The organism is Myxococcus sp. CA040A (assembly GCF_013336725.1).
GTDB lineage: Bacteria > Myxococcota > Myxococcia > Myxococcales > Myxococcaceae > Myxococcus > Myxococcus llanfairpwllgwyngyllgogerychwyrndrobwllllantysiliogogogochensis.
Map to the genome: position 1 here is coordinate 367,868 of NZ_JABUMR010000002.1, position 14,706 is coordinate 382,573.

Genomic DNA, 14,706 nt, shown 5'->3' on the forward strand with positions numbered 1-14,706 from the left:
GATGTCGTTACCCCGCGAGCGTGACGCTCAGGTTGAGCCGCTCTCGTGCGCCGGTGGCCACGAGCTTGTAGGTGATGGTCGCGGTGGCGGCCCGAGCGTCCTGCGGGTCCGCGTCCACGCTGACCGACTCCACCGCGATGCGGGGCTCCCACTGCGCCAGGGCCCGGTTGATGCGATCGGCGATTTGATGCCGTGTCGTGACGGTGTTCGGCTCGAACAGGAAGCGCCCGAGCCCCGCGCCGAACTCCGGCAGCATCAGCCGCTCGCGTTGCTCGGTGGCGAGGATGATTTGAATGGCTTCACGCACGTTGCGCTCACCCTCGGACCACTGCATGCGCCCATCCGGCCCCACGCGAGGAGGGAAGCCGAGGCCGCGTCCAATGAGTTTTCCGGCGTCCATGGACTCACCCCACCCTGGGCTTGGGCAGACAGATTTTCAGGAAGGGCATCCACCAGAAGATGATGTTGAGCAGGCTGAAGAAGATCATCAGGACGATGAACGCGCAGAGCGTGATGATGGGAATGGAGAACATGCACAGCTCTCCCAGGTCGAAGCTCAGCCCGTCGTCGAGTTCCCCCTTCATCGTCTTCTCCAACCCCGCCACCCGAGACATCTGCTTGCGCAACCCCTTCGACAGCGTGAATCCGACGTTCTTCTTGAACTTGCGCAGCCCCCGGATGCTGGTGTCCAACGGCAGCTCGATGCGCACCGGTCGCGCGGGTGCGTCCGAATCAAAGAACGGCGCCAGGGTGAAACCCTTCGATGGCGCGCTGACGATGGGCGGGCACAGCGCGCCGCACGCTGGCTTCAAATACACGCACCGCAGCACGTAGAGCGCCTTGCCCGGCTCCTCCAGCTTGGACACCGGCTCCGGCTCCGAGGGCAGCGAGTACACCCCCGCCACCACCGCCGCGCCCAACGCCGAACGCAGCGCCGTCACCGTCACCTCGGTGCACAGCCGCAGGTTGTAATCGAGCCCACCCGTGCTGCCGTTGAGGATGGCCGTGCGCTGCTGCATCGCCTTGCGCAGCGCCTGCTGCCACGTGTCCCCGGAGCTGCCCTCCACGCGGTGGTTGCCCGTCAGCAACAGGAACAGCGTACGCAGGGGAGAACCCGCCGCGGGCGTGGGTCCTGGTGACGCCTTGTCCAGGAGCGTCCACAGCGCGGGGAGGCGCTCCTCCAGGAAGGTGGCGAAGTCCACGAGCAGGAAGCGCGTCACTTCCTTCTGGACGGCCACCGCCTCGCTCGTCGCCTTCGTGTACGCGAGGAGTTGCTCGAACGGCGCGACCACTTGTCCCTCGGCCTCGTCCGCCAGCATCTTGTCCGGGTCCAACCCCGTGCTCGGGTCGTCGTCCTGGAAGGCCGCCGCGGACTCGAAGGTGTCGCGACTGGAGGTGGGCACCAGCCCCACGAGCATCCGGCGCCGCTTCCCCTCGGAGGCGAAGTTCATCGGGAAGAGGGGCAGGAGCTCCTCGCCCTTCGCCAGCGCGCCTGTCTCCGCCGTGCTCAGCTCCTTCCAGATGCGCCGTTTGTCGGCGGGACTGCCGGGCGAGGCCGGCACCCACGCGCCTTCCTTGCCGCCGCCCAGGGAGCGACGCAGGACGAACGCGGCCTTCTCTCCGCTCGCGGAGTCCACGACGTGGTCCGGCAGTCCCGGCAGTCGACACACGAGGCTCGTGGCCACCAGATAGAAGCGCCCGTGCGCCGGCTGGTACAGCTTGGGCGGCGTGTTGACCTCGTCGTCGGGAGGTTCGCCGGGCATGCGCTCGCGGTAGCTCTTGAAGCGCGTCACCAGCAGGTCCGTCAGGTCCGGCCGCGTGGGCGCCTGGAGTCGCTCCGCCAGCTCCTCCATGAAGCGGTCCGAGTCGAACTGGAGGATGCCGGGCGCCTGGAGTCGCGCCAGCTTGTCGGGCGCGGGACCCCACAGCGGCGAGGCCGTCACCCACTGCACCGGATGGGGAAGGGTTGTCGCCATCACCACACGTTCCCCGCGCCCGGCGTATACGAGGCGCTGACCACGCTGTTGGTGATGACCGTGTCCGCCTGCACCACGCCGCTGAACTTGGACATGCCCGCGTTGACGGTGAGCATCCCGGCCGAAATCTCCGCCGTGCTCGCGTTGATGGTGACCTTGGCCGCGGCATTCACGGTGATGCCGCTGGGCTCCATCTTCAGCGAGTTGCCGTTGCTGTCCTTCGCCTCGATGGAGCCGGGCCCGTCCTTGAGCGTCACCGTCTGACCGGCGGGCGTCTCCAGCGTGAGCGTCTCCTGTCCGTCCGTGTCATCGAGCGTGATGACGATGCCGTTGCGCGAGCGCAGCACCTTCTTCGCGTTGCGGCCCGCGCCATCCATGGACTCCGGCGGCGTGTCCTTGCCGTTCCACAGCGCGCCGACGACATAGGGCCGCCGAGCGTCGCCCGCCTCGAAGCCAACGAGCACCTCGTCATCCACGTCCGGCACGAACCAGGAGCCGCGATTCTTGCCGCCCATCAGCGTGGCCAGCCGGGCCCACGCCTCGTAGCGTCCGCCACCCGCGGCGTCGGCGGCCCACGGCAGCAGCACCTTCACCCGGCCCTGGCTGTCCGGGTCCTTGAGGTCCGTGACTCGCGCTGGGTACAGACCGTAGAAGCGGCCACCCAGGCCGTCCGCGACGCGCTCGTCCAGCACCTGTTCCCACGCCGCGTCCGCGCTCATGACGCCTTCCCCAGTCCCACGCGCTCCGCCACCAGCTCCGTGCGAAGGCCGCGCGCGCCGTCGAACAGGTGCTTCACCTCGGCCAGGTGGTACTTGCCGCTGAACAGCGGCCCCAGGCCGGTCAGCTCCACGCGCGCCCCCACGCGCAGCTTCGCGTCCGTCTGTGCCGTGCCACGCCCCACCACGAAGCGCCGCGCCTGCTGTCGGAAGTGCGCGTCCGCTCGCGCCTGCGCCTCTGGGACACTCAGGGGCGCCGCGTGCACCACGGCCTCCTTGCGCTCGGCCAGCTTCGAGGCCAGCAGGCTCGCGCCGCTCTCGTCCTTCTCCAGCTCCGCGCCCAGCACGGACGGGCCGGCCTCACAGGAGATGGCGTCCTTCTCCGCCACGTTCCACCCGCTCACCGTCACCGAGGACCGCTGGCCCGCCAGGTCCGCCAGCACCGTGAAGGACATCAGCTCGTTGCCGCGTCCCAGCTTGAGGGGCTGGCCGCTGGAGCGGCTTGCGCGCGCCTTCGCCTTCAGCGTCTTGCCCTCCACCCACAGCTCAGCGCCCAGCGCACGGCAGCGCTCGCGCAGGAAGGCGAGGTCGCTCTGGTTCACCTGGGCCAGCACGGGGTGCTTGGGCCCTGGGACCTCCACCTCGGCCGTCAGGCCATGTTTGCCCGCGAGCTGGCGCAGGACGTCCTCGTCCGTCGCGTTCTCGTACGCCGCCGTCCGCCGCGTCATCCGCAGGTCCTGGAGGCGGTCCTCGGCCAGCACCGTGAGGGTGGGGGAGGCGCTCTCCGGGAAGCCGGCCTCCAGGCCGGTGATGCGCCCCTCGAAGAGGACATCCTGGGTGCCCAGCCGCACCTCGAACGGCTTGCCGAAGTCGAGCACCGAGCGGTCGAAGTAGAGAAACCCCGTCTCGCCATCCTTCGGACCCCAGTTGCCGAACGTCGCCTCGCACCGGTACAGCCCTTGCGCCGTCTCGACGATGCACAGCTCCAGCAGCCCACTGGCGAGCGTGGGGTGCTCGCGACCGTCCACCCGCAGCGTGGGGCGGGAGGCGCGCAGCTTGGAGTCATTGCTGGTTCCGTCGGCCATGGCGCTCTCCGACTCAGTGCGCGCGCACGCGTGCGTGCCGTTCGCGGTGGAGGACCTGGGCGCGCTCCTGCTCGTGCGCCTTCTGCACCGCTGACGCGCCACCTTCGGCCGAGCCCCCGGCCCCGCCCCCTGACGGCGTGGACGCCGCTGGCGGCGCGCTCACCACTTCCATCTCGTTGATGACCACGGCCATGCACGCCCCCCGCTACCGCCTGACTCCGATGTTGATGCCCGCCTGCAAGTCGATGAGCTGGCCGGGGGCCAGTCGCCTCGGGTTCTCGATTCCGTTCGCGGAGGCGATGCCCTGCCAGCTCGCGCCCTTGCCCTCGTTCGACGCGAGCCCCTGCACCGTCGAGCCCTCCGGCGCGGACTTCATGGGCGCCTCTCCCGCGCCCTTGCCGCTGGGGTTCGGACTGGCTCCCGCGGGAGGCTGCGTGGGTGCGAAGACGAAGGCGGTGATCTTCTGCTGCGACAGGCTGAAGCTGACGCTGGCGCGCAGGGGCAGGCCCTCGGCCGAGAACAGCTCCAGCGACTCCTCCATCGACTCCATGATTCCGTCGAACTGGAAGCTGCCCCACAGGAAGCGCACGGCGGGCGGGACGAACTTGTCGCCCTCCTTCTTCGGAGTGATGAAGAAGGCCACCTTCGCGGTGAGCTTGCGCACGTCCTCCACCGCGTCCGAGGCGCCCTCCGGCTGGCCCGTGACGTCGAACCACAACTGCACGCTCAGCTTGGTGGTGCCCGCGCCGACGAACTGCTGCGCGGGTGTGCCGCGCTGGTCTCCGCCTCCAGAGGGCTGCTGCACCTGGTTGGCGTAGGCGACCTTCAGCGTCTCCGGGTTGAACTGCACCACGGTGGACGTGGTCTGCTCGTCAATCGGGTGCTCGAAGTTGGAGTCGAGCTGGAGCAGCTTCGCCTTCGCGAGCGGCGTGGCGTCGTCGGACATGGCTCAGGCGCCTCCGGCTTTGCGGGTGAGGGACTCGTAGGCGATTTGAAGCTCCTCGATGGCCACCATGCCGTCCTTCGCGTTGAGCGGAGGGGCCTTGAGCTTCACGGGCAGGCAGCGCGACAGGACGAAGCGCGCACGCTCCTTCCGTTCGAGCCCGGGACCGAACATCACCACCTCCGCGCTTGCGCGCAGGCGGGGACGGGTCCTCATGATTTCGAACCACCGCCACAGGTCCTCGTTGGCGCTCATGCCGCGCTTGAGCGTGAGCTGACCGAAGCTGTGCGCGCCAGTGAGGCGAATCTGCCGGCCGTTGTTGCCGCCCTCGCGGATGGTCTTCACGTCCATCGTCATCTCCAGGCCGTCGCATTCGGAGAACGCGGCGAAGCACGCGGTGGGCGCGAGGTCTGGGATGTCGATCTCCACCGCGAAGGCGAAGGCGATGAAGGGGTCGATGACCGTCTCGTCCTCGGTCGTGGCCATGGCCTAGCGCGCCTCCGTGACGAGCCCGCGGTCGCCGCTCTGGACGAGCCGCACGTTGAGGAAGGTGAGGGGTTGGGAAGGGGCCACGCGCAGGTCCACGTAGAAGCGCCCCTGTTCGACGAGGCTGGGCGTGTTCAGCTCGGAGCCCGTCACCACCTGGAAGGCGCCTTCGCGCGTCTTGCCGGCGAAGGCGCCCCGGACGAAGAGGTCTCCGAGCAGTGACTCGAAGCCGCGCTGCACCCGGCGGCGGAAGCTGGCGTCGTTGGGCTCGAAGACGTAGGTCGCGCCCAGGCGCAGCGCCGCGCGTCGCAGCAGGGACAGCAGCCGCCGGACGTGGATGGGCCGCAGCTCCGGGTCCGTGGCCAGCGTGTCCGCGGACAGCGTGAGGAAGGCGCGCGGCTCCTGGCGCACGACGTTGACCTGCGCTTCCTGGAGGTCCAGCCACCAGTCGCGGCCCAACGCCGGACTCAGCGCCACCACCCCCGTCCAGGGCTCGTTCGCGGGAGCCACCCATGCGCCTCGCTCCAGCGCGCGCCGGGCGAGCACTCCGCACGCGTTGCCGTCCGGAGGCATGCGCCGGGGCTCCGCGGGTTTGTTCTCCTCGGAGACGAAGGTCCACGGGTGATAGAGCGCGCCGTGCGACAGCGCCGCGTCCTCCGCGAAGCCAATCGGAGGCACGCCGTCCTCTTCCGCGCCCAGGGGCGACTGGAGCGTCCCCGCGTGCGCGAGCGCGTCCTCCTCGCGGTAGTGCTCGGGCAGCGACAGCACTGCCAGCAGGTCTCCGCGAGCCCGCGCCATGCGCACCAGCGCGCGCTGCACCGCGAGCAGCGGCCCCACGTCGTAGGACGAAGCAGGCAGCAGCTGCCATCGCGCGGGAGGCGACACGCTGACAGCCATGCCCGGAGTCCAGGGCCCGGTGATGCCCGCCCGTTCAGCGCGGACGCGATGGTAGCGAGTGCCCGGCGTGCGCCCGTACAGCGTGCGCGTGCTGAGCGGCCCCCGGTACAGCACGGCCGCGTCGCTGAAGTCCGGGCGCAGCGCCTCCTCCAGCACATACTCGATTCCCGTTCCGGGCAGCGTGGCCCAGGTCAGCGTGAAAGGCTGACTTGAGGTGGGCTCCGGTGGTGAGGCGACCAGTGGCGCGGGCGCTGGCGGCGGCTCGTGCGCGCAATCGAGGAACGTCCCCCAATCGGGCTCGGGCAGCGGCTCGTTTGGCGCGGGCGGCGGGACGGAGGGCCTGCCCGTGAGCACCCAGGCGCGATGGATGGCATCCGGCGCGGCCACCAACGTCGCGTCCAGTCGGTCCATGACGGCGTGGAGGCCCTTGAGCGAGCGCGGGCGGCTGCTCTGGTAGCGCAGGAAGTCCGCCTGGGCCGGCAGTGCTTCGATGCTTACCGACTTCAGGTCCGCATCCAGGAAGAGGTCCGCGTCGAACGACGCAAGCCCATCTCGCGTCAGGGAGTCCCCGGCGGGTGGCGTGCAGCCCACGTAGGCGGTGGGCGAGTCCGACAGTCCGAGGGGAATGGAGAACGCCTCACCCTGAGCTCCGGGCCCCGCAAGCGGGAAGCGGCTGCTGGGGATGCCCTGGCGCCAATCGCTCGGCAGTCGCTCTTCAGGAAGCCGCGAGGGAAGCGTCTCCGCGTCCTCGAAGCGAGCCCGCTCGGTGTCCGTGGGCAGCGCGGCCCAGTGGCGCGGATGGCTCGGGCAGAAGCCGAGCCGCTCGAGTTGCGCGGGCTGCTCCGCGCTCCGGCGGGTCCACAGGCCCAGCGTCAATCGCTCGCACCAGGCTGGCGCCGAGGCCACGGCCCCAGGCGTGGAAGTCAGCACGCGAGTGGCCACGCCGGAGACCTGCACCGCTCCCGCGCCCACCTGTCCCAGCACGACGGACTCCACCAGGAGCCAGTGCTCGCCCAGCGACGCCTCCATCAACCTCAGCACCGCACCCGGAGGCGGAGCGCCCTCCGGAGTCACGCTCAACGTGAGGGTGAGCACACGGGGCACATCGCCCGGGCCCGGGTCCGTCATCGCCGTCACCCCGAGCGTGGCGATCTCTCCTTCGCCTCGGGTCCACGACGCGGTGGGCAGCGACGTCGGCGCCACGCTCGATTCGAGCCAGCGGGCCTTCTTCGTGCGCACGCGCACCGTCACGCGTCGAGGCGCGGGCCCCGAGTAGGACGGAGCCGCCTCCTGGCCCACGGCCTCCACCGACTCCACGGGCATGAGCAGCGCGCACGCGGTGCCATCGAAGCCCACGCGCAGCAGGTCTCCCACGGCCACGCCACCCGAGGCCGTCACGACGAGCGTCGCGTCGCCGCCCCCCGTGGTGCTCCAGTCCACCAGGTCCACCAGCTCGCGATGGATGGATGCCGCCACGCGCACCGGGTCCGACCAGCTTCCTTCCGAGCGCGCCCGGGCCACGGCCGTGGACACCGCTCCACCTTCCGAGCAACGCAGCAGCCCGGGGACAGGGAAGGTGTTGGACTTCGCGTCGGGCCCCGCCACGCGGACGACCCAGCAGCGGCGTCCCCCGTTGCGGAAGAAGGCACGCACCGCCGAGGCCAGGTGCCCCTGCACGGGCTCTCCGCGCTCGGCGTCCCATGCGAGCAGCGGGGCCTCGCCGAACACCGCCTCGAAGTCCGCCACGTCCTCCACCGCCACCGGCACGTGCAGGGGACCGGAGGAGGCGAAGCCCACGAACGCGCCCACGTCCATCCGGGGCAACACGTCCACGACGGACGGTGCCTGGATTTCGAAGCGCAAGCCGGGGAGGCGTCTGGCGGCGGGGCGGCTCACGTCACTCCATCTCCAGGCGCTCGTACGCGATGGTGAGCTCCTCGATGGCCACATCCGTGCCCTTCGCGTTGAAGGGGCCGCTGACGTGCTTGATGATGCGCGCGCGCAGCAGCTTCCACGTCTGCACCACCGCGGTGTGGTCCTCGTTCTGGAGCTGGATGGTGACGGTGCGCAGCGCGTTGGACTCGCCGTTGCGCAGTTGGTCCAACCACTTGTAGAGGCTGAGCGAGCCAATCACCCCGCGCTTCATGGTGACGTCCGTCGCCTTGTTCAGGCCGGTGATTTTCCGGACGCTGTTCTCCTTCTCGTTGCCGTTGCGGTACTCCGCGACGGTGACCTCCATGCCCACGTTGGAGATCTCCTGGAAACCCGCGTCCGGCCCTTCGGTGCCGTTGCCGGCGCCCAGGTCGACCAGGAAGTTGAACTGCACATAGGGGCGATCACGAAAGACAGCCATGGGTGGTCTCCAGAGGGATTACTTCCGGTCGCCGGTCCACTGACCGATGCGGAAGATGACGAACTCGGCCGGGCGCAGCGGCGCCACGCCGATGAGGCAGACCAGCCGACCGTTATCCAGGTCGTTCTGGCTCATGGTGCTGCGGTCGCACTTCACGAAGTACGCCTTCTCGGGCTTCTCTCCGAGCAGCGCGCCCTGCTGCCACTCATTGAGCATGAAGTCTTCAATGGTGCGCCGCACGTTGGCCCAGAGTTGCTCGCCGTTCGGCTCGAACACCGCCCACTGGGTCCCCTTGTCGATGGAGCGCTCCAGGTAGGCGAAGTAGCGCCGCAGGTTGACGTACTTCCACTCCGGGTCCGACGCCGTCGTGCGCGCGCCCCACAACCGGTTGCCGCGCCCCTCGAAGTAGCGGAACGCGTTGATGCCCTCCGGATTGAGCACCTCCTGCTGCGCCTTGCTCAGGTTCGTCTCGAAGCCGAGCGCCAGGTTCACCACTTCATTGGCGGGGGCCTTGTAGACGGCGCGGTTGACGTCGTTGCGCGCGTAGATGCCCGCCACGAAGCCGCTGGGCGGCAGGAAGATGGGCTGGCGCGTGACGGGGTCCAGCACCTTCACCCACGGGTAGTAGAGCGCCGCGTAGCTGGTGTCGATTTTCGCGCGCAGCGCCCGCACCTGTCCCAGCGTCTGGCCGTTGCCGCTGTCCAGCACGGCGATGCGGTACTTCATCCGCTGCGCGTGGGAGATGAGCAGGTTGATGATGGTGGCGGCGTTGGCGCCGTAGCCGTTCTCGTAACCGAACGTGGAGCCCGGCGCGGCGACGATGGAGATGTCCTCCAGGTCCTCGAAGTGGAACAGGCCCGTCTTGCGCGTCGTGTTGGGGACCTGCTGGCCCTTGTAGTCGTCGGCGGTGGGGCGCATGCCGTCGCTGCCGCCCTTGAGCAGAACCTCCAGCGAGCGCTGCGACTCGGGCGAGTCCGGGTCCTCCAGCGCGGAGTCCAGCGGCGGGCTCATGATGGGGCTGGCGAGGCTGGCATCCAGGAAGGCGCCGAGCACCTCCACGCCGTCATCCAGGTTCTGCGTGGAGATGATGATGGGGACGTCGCGGTTCTTCGCCGGCTCGTCCGCGTCGTAGGCGAAGCGCGCGGACAGCGAGTCCGCCGCGCCGCTGCGCGTGTGCCCGGGGTCCAGGGCCAGCCCGTCCCACGTCTGCGCGGAGGCCGGGTCATCCATGGGGATGACCGTCACGGCGACGGTGACGACGCGAATCTCGAAGCCCGCGTTTTCTTGAAGCGACGAGAGGAAGAGGGGGCTGCCGGCGCCGCCGGTGAACTTCCAGTCCTGCACGTCCTCGTCCCACGTGGCCAGGTAGAACTCGCCGGTGCCCACGGGGCTGGAGATGGGGGACTGGATGTCGCGGATGAGCACGACGTCGCGCGCCAGGAGCGCGCCTACGCGGGGCGTGCCGTCCTCGAACGAGAGGACGTTCTGGCCCACGCGCAGGGAGAAGCGCACGCGCAGGTTGCCGGCCGAGCCCGGAAAGCGCGCCGTCAGCGACAGCGTGTCCGTCTTGGGGCTCGCGCTCGCATCCAGGAGCGCGCGGGCGTGGCCGTCGTTGTACTCGTTGGAGACGGCGGTGCCGGTGCCCAGGTCGATGGTGGTGTCCAGGCCCGTGTAGAGCGCGTCGTCCGGACGGCGGAAGGCGCGGCTGATGTAGAGCCGCTTGCCGCCCTCCTCGAAGAAGGCGCGCGCCGCGTGCCACGTGTAGTTGTGCAGCGTGACGTCGTCGGTGAAGGCGAGCTGTCGGCGGTTGCCGTGGATGCGCTCGAACTCCACCACGCTGGTGATGAGCTCGGGCTCCAGCTCCACGGGCCCGTAGCGGGTGGGGCCGACGAAGCCGGTGGTGGTGGTGCTCACGCCCTCGATGGACTTCGAGCGGAAGCTGGTCTCTTCGACGAATACACCGGGAGCGAGATATTCAGGCATCGGTCATTTCCTAGGGAGGTGAACCCGTGGGGGTGATCCACAGCCGGGAGGCAGGCGCATCCTGGGTGCGCAGGACGAGCTCCTGGCCGTAGCGCAGCGTTGGCTCGAGCAGCGCCTGGGGGCTGCCCGTGTCCGCCCACACCCCCGCCGGGGGTTGGGACAGCGTGGTGCACACGTCCGGCAGCGCCGTCCCGGGTGCGCGGTAGTCGTGACGGACGCGAAGCTGGAGCAGCCAGGTCTGCTCCAAGAGCGGAAGCCCCGGAGGCAGGCTGGATGCGTCCACGGGCGAGCCGGGAGCGAAGTCCACGGGGGCCGGGTACGGGAAGAACAGCGCGAGCCGTCCGCGCTCATCCGTCATGCCGCGCGCGGTGATGCCCCCCGTGGGCGTGACTTCCACCAACGCCCAGGAGGCGGGGGCTTTCGCCTTCGTGTCCCACAGCTCCGCGCGCACCACGGCCATGGGCACGGCGCTCTGCCGCGTGGGCGCGGAGAAGAGCGGCACGGAGGGAGACGGTGGCGACAGCGGCGAGGGGGGAGAGGCGACGCAGTCGAGGGAGAAGAGGCCCCGATGTGGAAGCGCCGCGCGGAAGGCGCACGACACGAAGCGGTTCAAGGTGTCATGCACTTCAATGGTGTAGGGACGGCGCGAGGGCAGGGCGGCCCACCACGCGTCGTCGCCGGCGTGCTCGCCTCCGAACTCCAAGTCTCGCAAGCCGGGGAGGTTCATCAGCAGGTGGAGGCCCGAGCGGTTGACCACGGATTCGCGGCGCAACGCGGGCTGTCCTTCGGGGAACGCGCTGACGCGCAGTCCTTCGCCGACCGATGCACCCGTGGCCTCGTCGCGGAAGCGGATACCGAGCGGGGCCACGCGCGACACGTGCTCGAGGACGTGGATGGCGGGCCTCATCGCTCGGTCACCTTTCCGGGCGACATCACGCGCGTCTGGACGGGGCCGGCTTCCTCGTCGGCGATGGCGGATTCGATGCCGACCATGCGCGCGATGTACGAGGCGGAGACCTGGATGTTCGGCTTGCCGGGCTCCCAGACGTTGAGCATGTCCTGGATGGAGAGCGGCTCGTAGACGACGGTGACTGTTTCATCCGGGAGGAAGGTGTCTGTCTCGGGAGTGCCGTAGTGATTGAGGAAGCTGGCGGTGAGGGTGGGGGTGTCCTCGAGCTGGCGCATGGCCCAGCCGAGGAGCCGGTGTTGCTTGGCCGCGGACTTCGCCCAGGGCGTCAGCAGGTAGTAGAGGTCGACGGGGAGGGGCCGACGGGTGCGGCGTCCCTGCGAGTCGAGTCGACCGGGAAGGTTGCGGCGCGTGGTGCTGGGGGTGACGCGGAAGAGGAAGAGGGAGATGCCCTCGTCCATGGGGGCCTTGAAGTCGGAGGCCTGGTAGAGGCGGAACTTCGCGCCCTCGAACTCAGGCTTCGGACACGCCTGTTCGAGCAGGGCCAGAAGGGCTTGTCCCACCGCAGGTATCGCCGCGTACGTCGCCACCGAGCTGTGCCCCCAGCGCTGACATCCGCCCCCCACCCACACCCCCATGGTGCGGTGGGAAGGTCAGCGGCTGGACAGCAACGCGCGTGCCCACGTGGCGGAGCGTGCGCGCGTGAGTGATCCCAGGCACTTGAGTGACGGGGTGAGCGCACGCGCCGGGCCAGGGCGGATGAATTGCTCCAGCGGGTGGCGCGGAACCTCGCGGAATCGTTGCGGAGTCAGGGGTGGACGAAAAGGTCCACCGGTTCCGGGCCGCTCACGGCTTACTGCTGATTGGGTGTTGAAGTCGTGCAGGCCTCATGAAGGCAAGACCTCGATGCTCATCCGCTGGCTTGGTCCGTCTGGGGCATGCGCTCATACTCTGAGTCGTAGCTTGGCTTGTCAGAGGGGCCTCTCACGATGAACCTGAAGTCCTCAGCAAAGATTGCAGAGATTGTAGTCACGATAGCGTGCGTTGTTCTGCTCGGCGCGGGGTGCCGAGAGGAGAGAACTCCCTCAAGCGGGGAACTGGGCACAAACGAATCGTTCGAGACGGCGAGCCTTCGGGGGCGCGTCGCCGCCGGGAGGCGCCATACGCTCTTCGTACGTCCTGACGGGACGGTGTCGGCCTGGGGGGACAATACCCATGGACAGCTTGGGAATGGCACACAGCAGGCTCAACGATTTCCGGTGCGGGCTTGGGTTGTAAATCGAATCAATACGGTCAGCGCCGGCGATCTGCACTCGCTGGCGCTGAAGGCAGATGGCACGGTTTGGGCTTGGGGCCGTAATGAGCTTGGGCAGCTTGGGGATGGTACAACCACGACGCGCATTGTCCCGATACAGGTGCCTGAGTTGACGGAGGTTGTGAGACTTGCTGCAGGCTTCTCACACTCATTGGCATTGAAGTCGGACGGTACGGTGTGGGCCTGGGGAAGCAATGGGGCAGGTCGGCTTGGAGATGGTACCACCATCACGCGCCTGTCTCCTGTGCAGGTAGCGGGGTTGTCGGGAGTGGTCGCGGTTGCAGCAGGAAATGCGCACTCGCTGGCATTGAAGTCGGATGGCACGGTATGGGCATGGGGTAGCAATACCAGCGGCCAATTGGGAAACGGCACTGCGGAGTCGAGTGCGCTCCCGCTGCCTGTCCCGATGCTGCGCGAGGTCACAGGGGTCTCAGGCGGCAGCAATCACTCGTTGGCTCGGAGTTCAGATGGTTCTGTGTGGGCGTGGGGTAACAACTCAAGTGGCCAACTAGGTAATGGCACGACGACCTCACGCACTACTCCTGAAAAGGTCGTGGGCTTGATGGAGGTCGACGGAGTCGTAGGAGCTGAGATGCACTCGATGGCGCTGAAAGCAGATGGTTCGGTGTGGACATGGGGCTCCAACCTGAGGGGCCAATTGGGGGACGGGACTACGACGCAGCGGTCTGTACCGGTCCCAGTGGCTTCGTTGGTTGGTGTTCAAGCGATCGCTGCAGGAAGCGGGCTGCACTCCGTAGCCATGAAGGCCAATGGTGAGATCTGGGCGTGGGGCCAGAATGTGGAGGGCCAACTTGGGGATGGCACTGTTACGCCCAGAAGCCTGCCGACGAAAACAAAGGAGTTGGTGGAGAGGAGAATGATTGCGGCAGGTGGGTCTCATTCATTGGCGCTGGACGTGGACGGAACTGTCTGGGCATGGGGGTCGAATTCCTTCGGCCAATTGGGGAATGGGACGCGAATCCGTTCGTTGATACCAATCCCCGTGGCAGGTCTGGACGACGTGGTGGCGCTCGCTGCAGGCTCCTATCATTCGCTTGCGGTGAAAGAGGATGGTACCGTTTGGGCCTGGGGCGACAACGCGGGCGCCCAATTAGGTGTAGAGACGGTGGATATTCAGCAACTGACACCCATCCAGGTTCCTGGTCTTGAGAGTGTGCGCGCGGTTGCAGTTGGAGTGGTGCACTCGCTTGCTCTGAGGTCGGACGGAACTGTCTGGGCTTGGGGCTACAACGCCTCCTTGCAGTTGGGGTTTGAAACAGCGAATCGAGAAGTTCCGCCAACGCAGGTTCCAGGGCTCACGGGCATTCAAACTTTGGCTGCGGGCTACTACTTTTCACTGGCGTTGAAGGAAGATGGGACCGTCTGGACTTGGGGGGAGGGGTACTTGGGTGATGGAACGAGCATCGGTTCGCGGACGGTTACCCAGGCACCAGACCTCACAGACGTGGTCGGCCTGGCGGCGGGCAGTTCGCACTCCATGGTGTTGAAGTCAGACGGCACTGTCTGGTCCTGGGGTGGGAACACTTTCGGCCAGATGGGAGATGGAACGCTTACTGAGCGGCTGACACCTACCCGCGTTCTGGACCTCACGGATGTGACGTCCTTATCGGCACATGGCTCGCACTGTCTGGCACTAAGAGTTGACGGTACCGTCTGGGCATGGGGACCCAACGTGAATGGGCAACTGGGCGATGGAACGACCATTGCGCGCTTGGTGCCAACCCTGGTTCCTGATTTTATAAATGTGTGGGCGCTGGAGGCAGGCAGTAACTATTCCTTGGCACAGAAAGAGGATGGTACTCTCTGGGCGTGGGGCTACAACGGCTCTGGTTCTTTGGGAGACGGGACTCGGAGCACCCGGCTGTCGCCCATCAATGTCCCTGGGATCGTGGGCAGATCAGCGCAGGGTGTGAATAGCGAGTCTCACAGTCAGTGAAGAGCAGCAGGCCAAAGGACCAGCGCGCCTTGAAGTTGTGTCAGAGGAGGGCAACACCGCAATCCGCCAGGACTTCGTCTTCAACTCA

General features: G+C 67.9%; 13 protein-coding genes. 1 reads left to right on the plus strand and 12 read right to left on the minus strand.

The genetic code is table 11. The annotated features are described in order from the left end of the window. Positions 1 to 7 precede the first annotated feature (7 nt). The 12 genes from HUA75_RS08475 to HUA75_RS08530 are packed head-to-tail and all read right to left on the minus strand — an operon-like array spanning position 8 to position 11,909. A complete protein-coding gene (locus HUA75_RS08475) occupies positions 8 to 400 on the minus strand; it encodes a GPW/gp25 family protein (protein WP_141643590.1) in 393 nt (130 codons plus the stop codon). A 4-nt stretch (positions 401 to 404) separates the two neighbouring features. Continuing rightward, on the minus strand, positions 405 to 1,976 hold the full coding sequence (locus tag HUA75_RS08480) for a hypothetical protein (RefSeq protein ID WP_174486072.1): 1,572 nt from the start codon (positions 1,974 to 1,976) through the stop codon (positions 405 to 407). Further along, the gene (locus HUA75_RS08485) at positions 1,976 to 2,695 is read right to left on the minus strand and encodes a phage baseplate assembly protein V (RefSeq protein WP_141643592.1); all 720 of its coding nucleotides are present in this window, start codon (positions 2,693 to 2,695) and stop codon (positions 1,976 to 1,978) included. The genes HUA75_RS08480 and HUA75_RS08485 overlap by 1 nt, the downstream gene beginning before the upstream one ends. After that, positions 2,692 to 3,777 carry a phage late control D family protein gene (locus tag HUA75_RS08490; RefSeq protein ID WP_174486073.1) on the minus strand — a complete coding sequence of 362 codons (1,086 nt, stop codon included), beginning with the start codon at positions 3,775 to 3,777 and terminating at the stop codon, positions 2,692 to 2,694. Before HUA75_RS08490 ends, HUA75_RS08485 begins: the two co-directional genes overlap by 4 nt. A 13-nt stretch (positions 3,778 to 3,790) precedes the next feature. Continuing rightward, positions 3,791 to 3,970: a hypothetical protein gene (locus HUA75_RS08495; RefSeq protein ID WP_174486074.1), complete on the minus strand. Its 180-nt coding sequence runs from the start codon at positions 3,968 to 3,970 to the stop codon at positions 3,791 to 3,793. Between the two features lie 12 nt (positions 3,971 to 3,982). Beyond that, on the minus strand, positions 3,983 to 4,723 hold the full coding sequence (locus HUA75_RS08500; protein WP_174455682.1) for a peptidoglycan-binding protein: 741 nt from the start codon (positions 4,721 to 4,723) through the stop codon (positions 3,983 to 3,985). A 3-nt stretch (positions 4,724 to 4,726) separates the two neighbouring features. Beyond that, a complete protein-coding gene (locus tag HUA75_RS08505; protein ID WP_141643596.1) occupies positions 4,727 to 5,206 on the minus strand; it encodes a phage tail protein in 480 nt (159 codons plus the stop codon). A 3-nt stretch (positions 5,207 to 5,209) separates the two neighbouring features. Beyond that, a complete protein-coding gene (locus HUA75_RS08510; protein WP_174486075.1) occupies positions 5,210 to 7,999 on the minus strand; it encodes a hypothetical protein in 2,790 nt (929 codons plus the stop codon). A gap of 1 nt (position 8,000) precedes the next feature. Beyond that, positions 8,001 to 8,456 carry a phage tail protein gene (locus HUA75_RS08515; protein WP_141643598.1) on the minus strand — a complete coding sequence of 152 codons (456 nt, stop codon included), beginning with the start codon at positions 8,454 to 8,456 and terminating at the stop codon, positions 8,001 to 8,003. Between the two features lie 18 nt (positions 8,457 to 8,474). Continuing rightward, the gene (locus HUA75_RS46530; protein WP_174486076.1) at positions 8,475 to 10,439 is read right to left on the minus strand and encodes a phage tail sheath subtilisin-like domain-containing protein; all 1,965 of its coding nucleotides are present in this window, start codon (positions 10,437 to 10,439) and stop codon (positions 8,475 to 8,477) included. 10 nt (positions 10,440 to 10,449) lie between these two features. Continuing rightward, positions 10,450 to 11,346 carry a hypothetical protein gene (locus tag HUA75_RS08525; RefSeq protein WP_174486077.1) on the minus strand — a complete coding sequence of 299 codons (897 nt, stop codon included), beginning with the start codon at positions 11,344 to 11,346 and terminating at the stop codon, positions 10,450 to 10,452. Further along, on the minus strand, positions 11,343 to 11,909 hold the full coding sequence (locus HUA75_RS08530) for a DUF4255 domain-containing protein (RefSeq protein WP_174464897.1): 567 nt from the start codon (positions 11,907 to 11,909) through the stop codon (positions 11,343 to 11,345). The genes HUA75_RS08525 and HUA75_RS08530 overlap by 4 nt, the downstream gene beginning before the upstream one ends. 426 nt (positions 11,910 to 12,335) lie before the next feature. Between HUA75_RS08530 and HUA75_RS47505 the strand changes: the two genes are divergently transcribed. Beyond that, positions 12,336 to 14,618 carry an RCC1 domain-containing protein gene (locus HUA75_RS47505; protein WP_174486079.1) on the plus strand — a complete coding sequence of 761 codons (2,283 nt, stop codon included), beginning with the start codon at positions 12,336 to 12,338 and terminating at the stop codon, positions 14,616 to 14,618. Positions 14,619 to 14,706: the final 88 nt, after the last annotated feature.

Bases quoted from the DNA above. Each gene is read 5' to 3' on its own strand.
- HUA75_RS47505 (WP_174486079.1), top strand. From the start codon at position 12,336: ATGAACCTGAAGTCCTCAGCAAAGATTGCAGAGATTGTAGTCACGATA.
- HUA75_RS08480 (WP_174486072.1), bottom strand. From the start codon at position 1,976: ATGGCGACAACCCTTCCCCATCCGGTGCAGTGGGTGACGGCCTCGCCG.
- HUA75_RS08495 (WP_174486074.1), bottom strand. From the start codon at position 3,970: ATGGCCGTGGTCATCAACGAGATGGAAGTGGTGAGCGCGCCGCCAGCG.
- HUA75_RS08475 (WP_141643590.1), bottom strand. From the start codon at position 400: ATGGACGCCGGAAAACTCATTGGACGCGGCCTCGGCTTCCCTCCTCGC.
- HUA75_RS08490 (WP_174486073.1), bottom strand. From the start codon at position 3,777: ATGGCCGACGGAACCAGCAATGACTCCAAGCTGCGCGCCTCCCGCCCC.
- HUA75_RS08515 (WP_141643598.1), bottom strand. From the start codon at position 8,456: ATGGCTGTCTTTCGTGATCGCCCCTATGTGCAGTTCAACTTCCTGGTC.
- HUA75_RS08525 (WP_174486077.1), bottom strand. From the start codon at position 11,346: ATGAGGCCCGCCATCCACGTCCTCGAGCACGTGTCGCGCGTGGCCCCG.
- HUA75_RS08485 (WP_141643592.1), bottom strand. From the start codon at position 2,695: ATGAGCGCGGACGCGGCGTGGGAACAGGTGCTGGACGAGCGCGTCGCG.
- HUA75_RS46530 (WP_174486076.1), bottom strand. From the start codon at position 10,439: ATGCCTGAATATCTCGCTCCCGGTGTATTCGTCGAAGAGACCAGCTTC.
- HUA75_RS08500 (WP_174455682.1), bottom strand. From the start codon at position 4,723: ATGTCCGACGACGCCACGCCGCTCGCGAAGGCGAAGCTGCTCCAGCTC.
- HUA75_RS08505 (WP_141643596.1), bottom strand. From the start codon at position 5,206: ATGGCCACGACCGAGGACGAGACGGTCATCGACCCCTTCATCGCCTTC.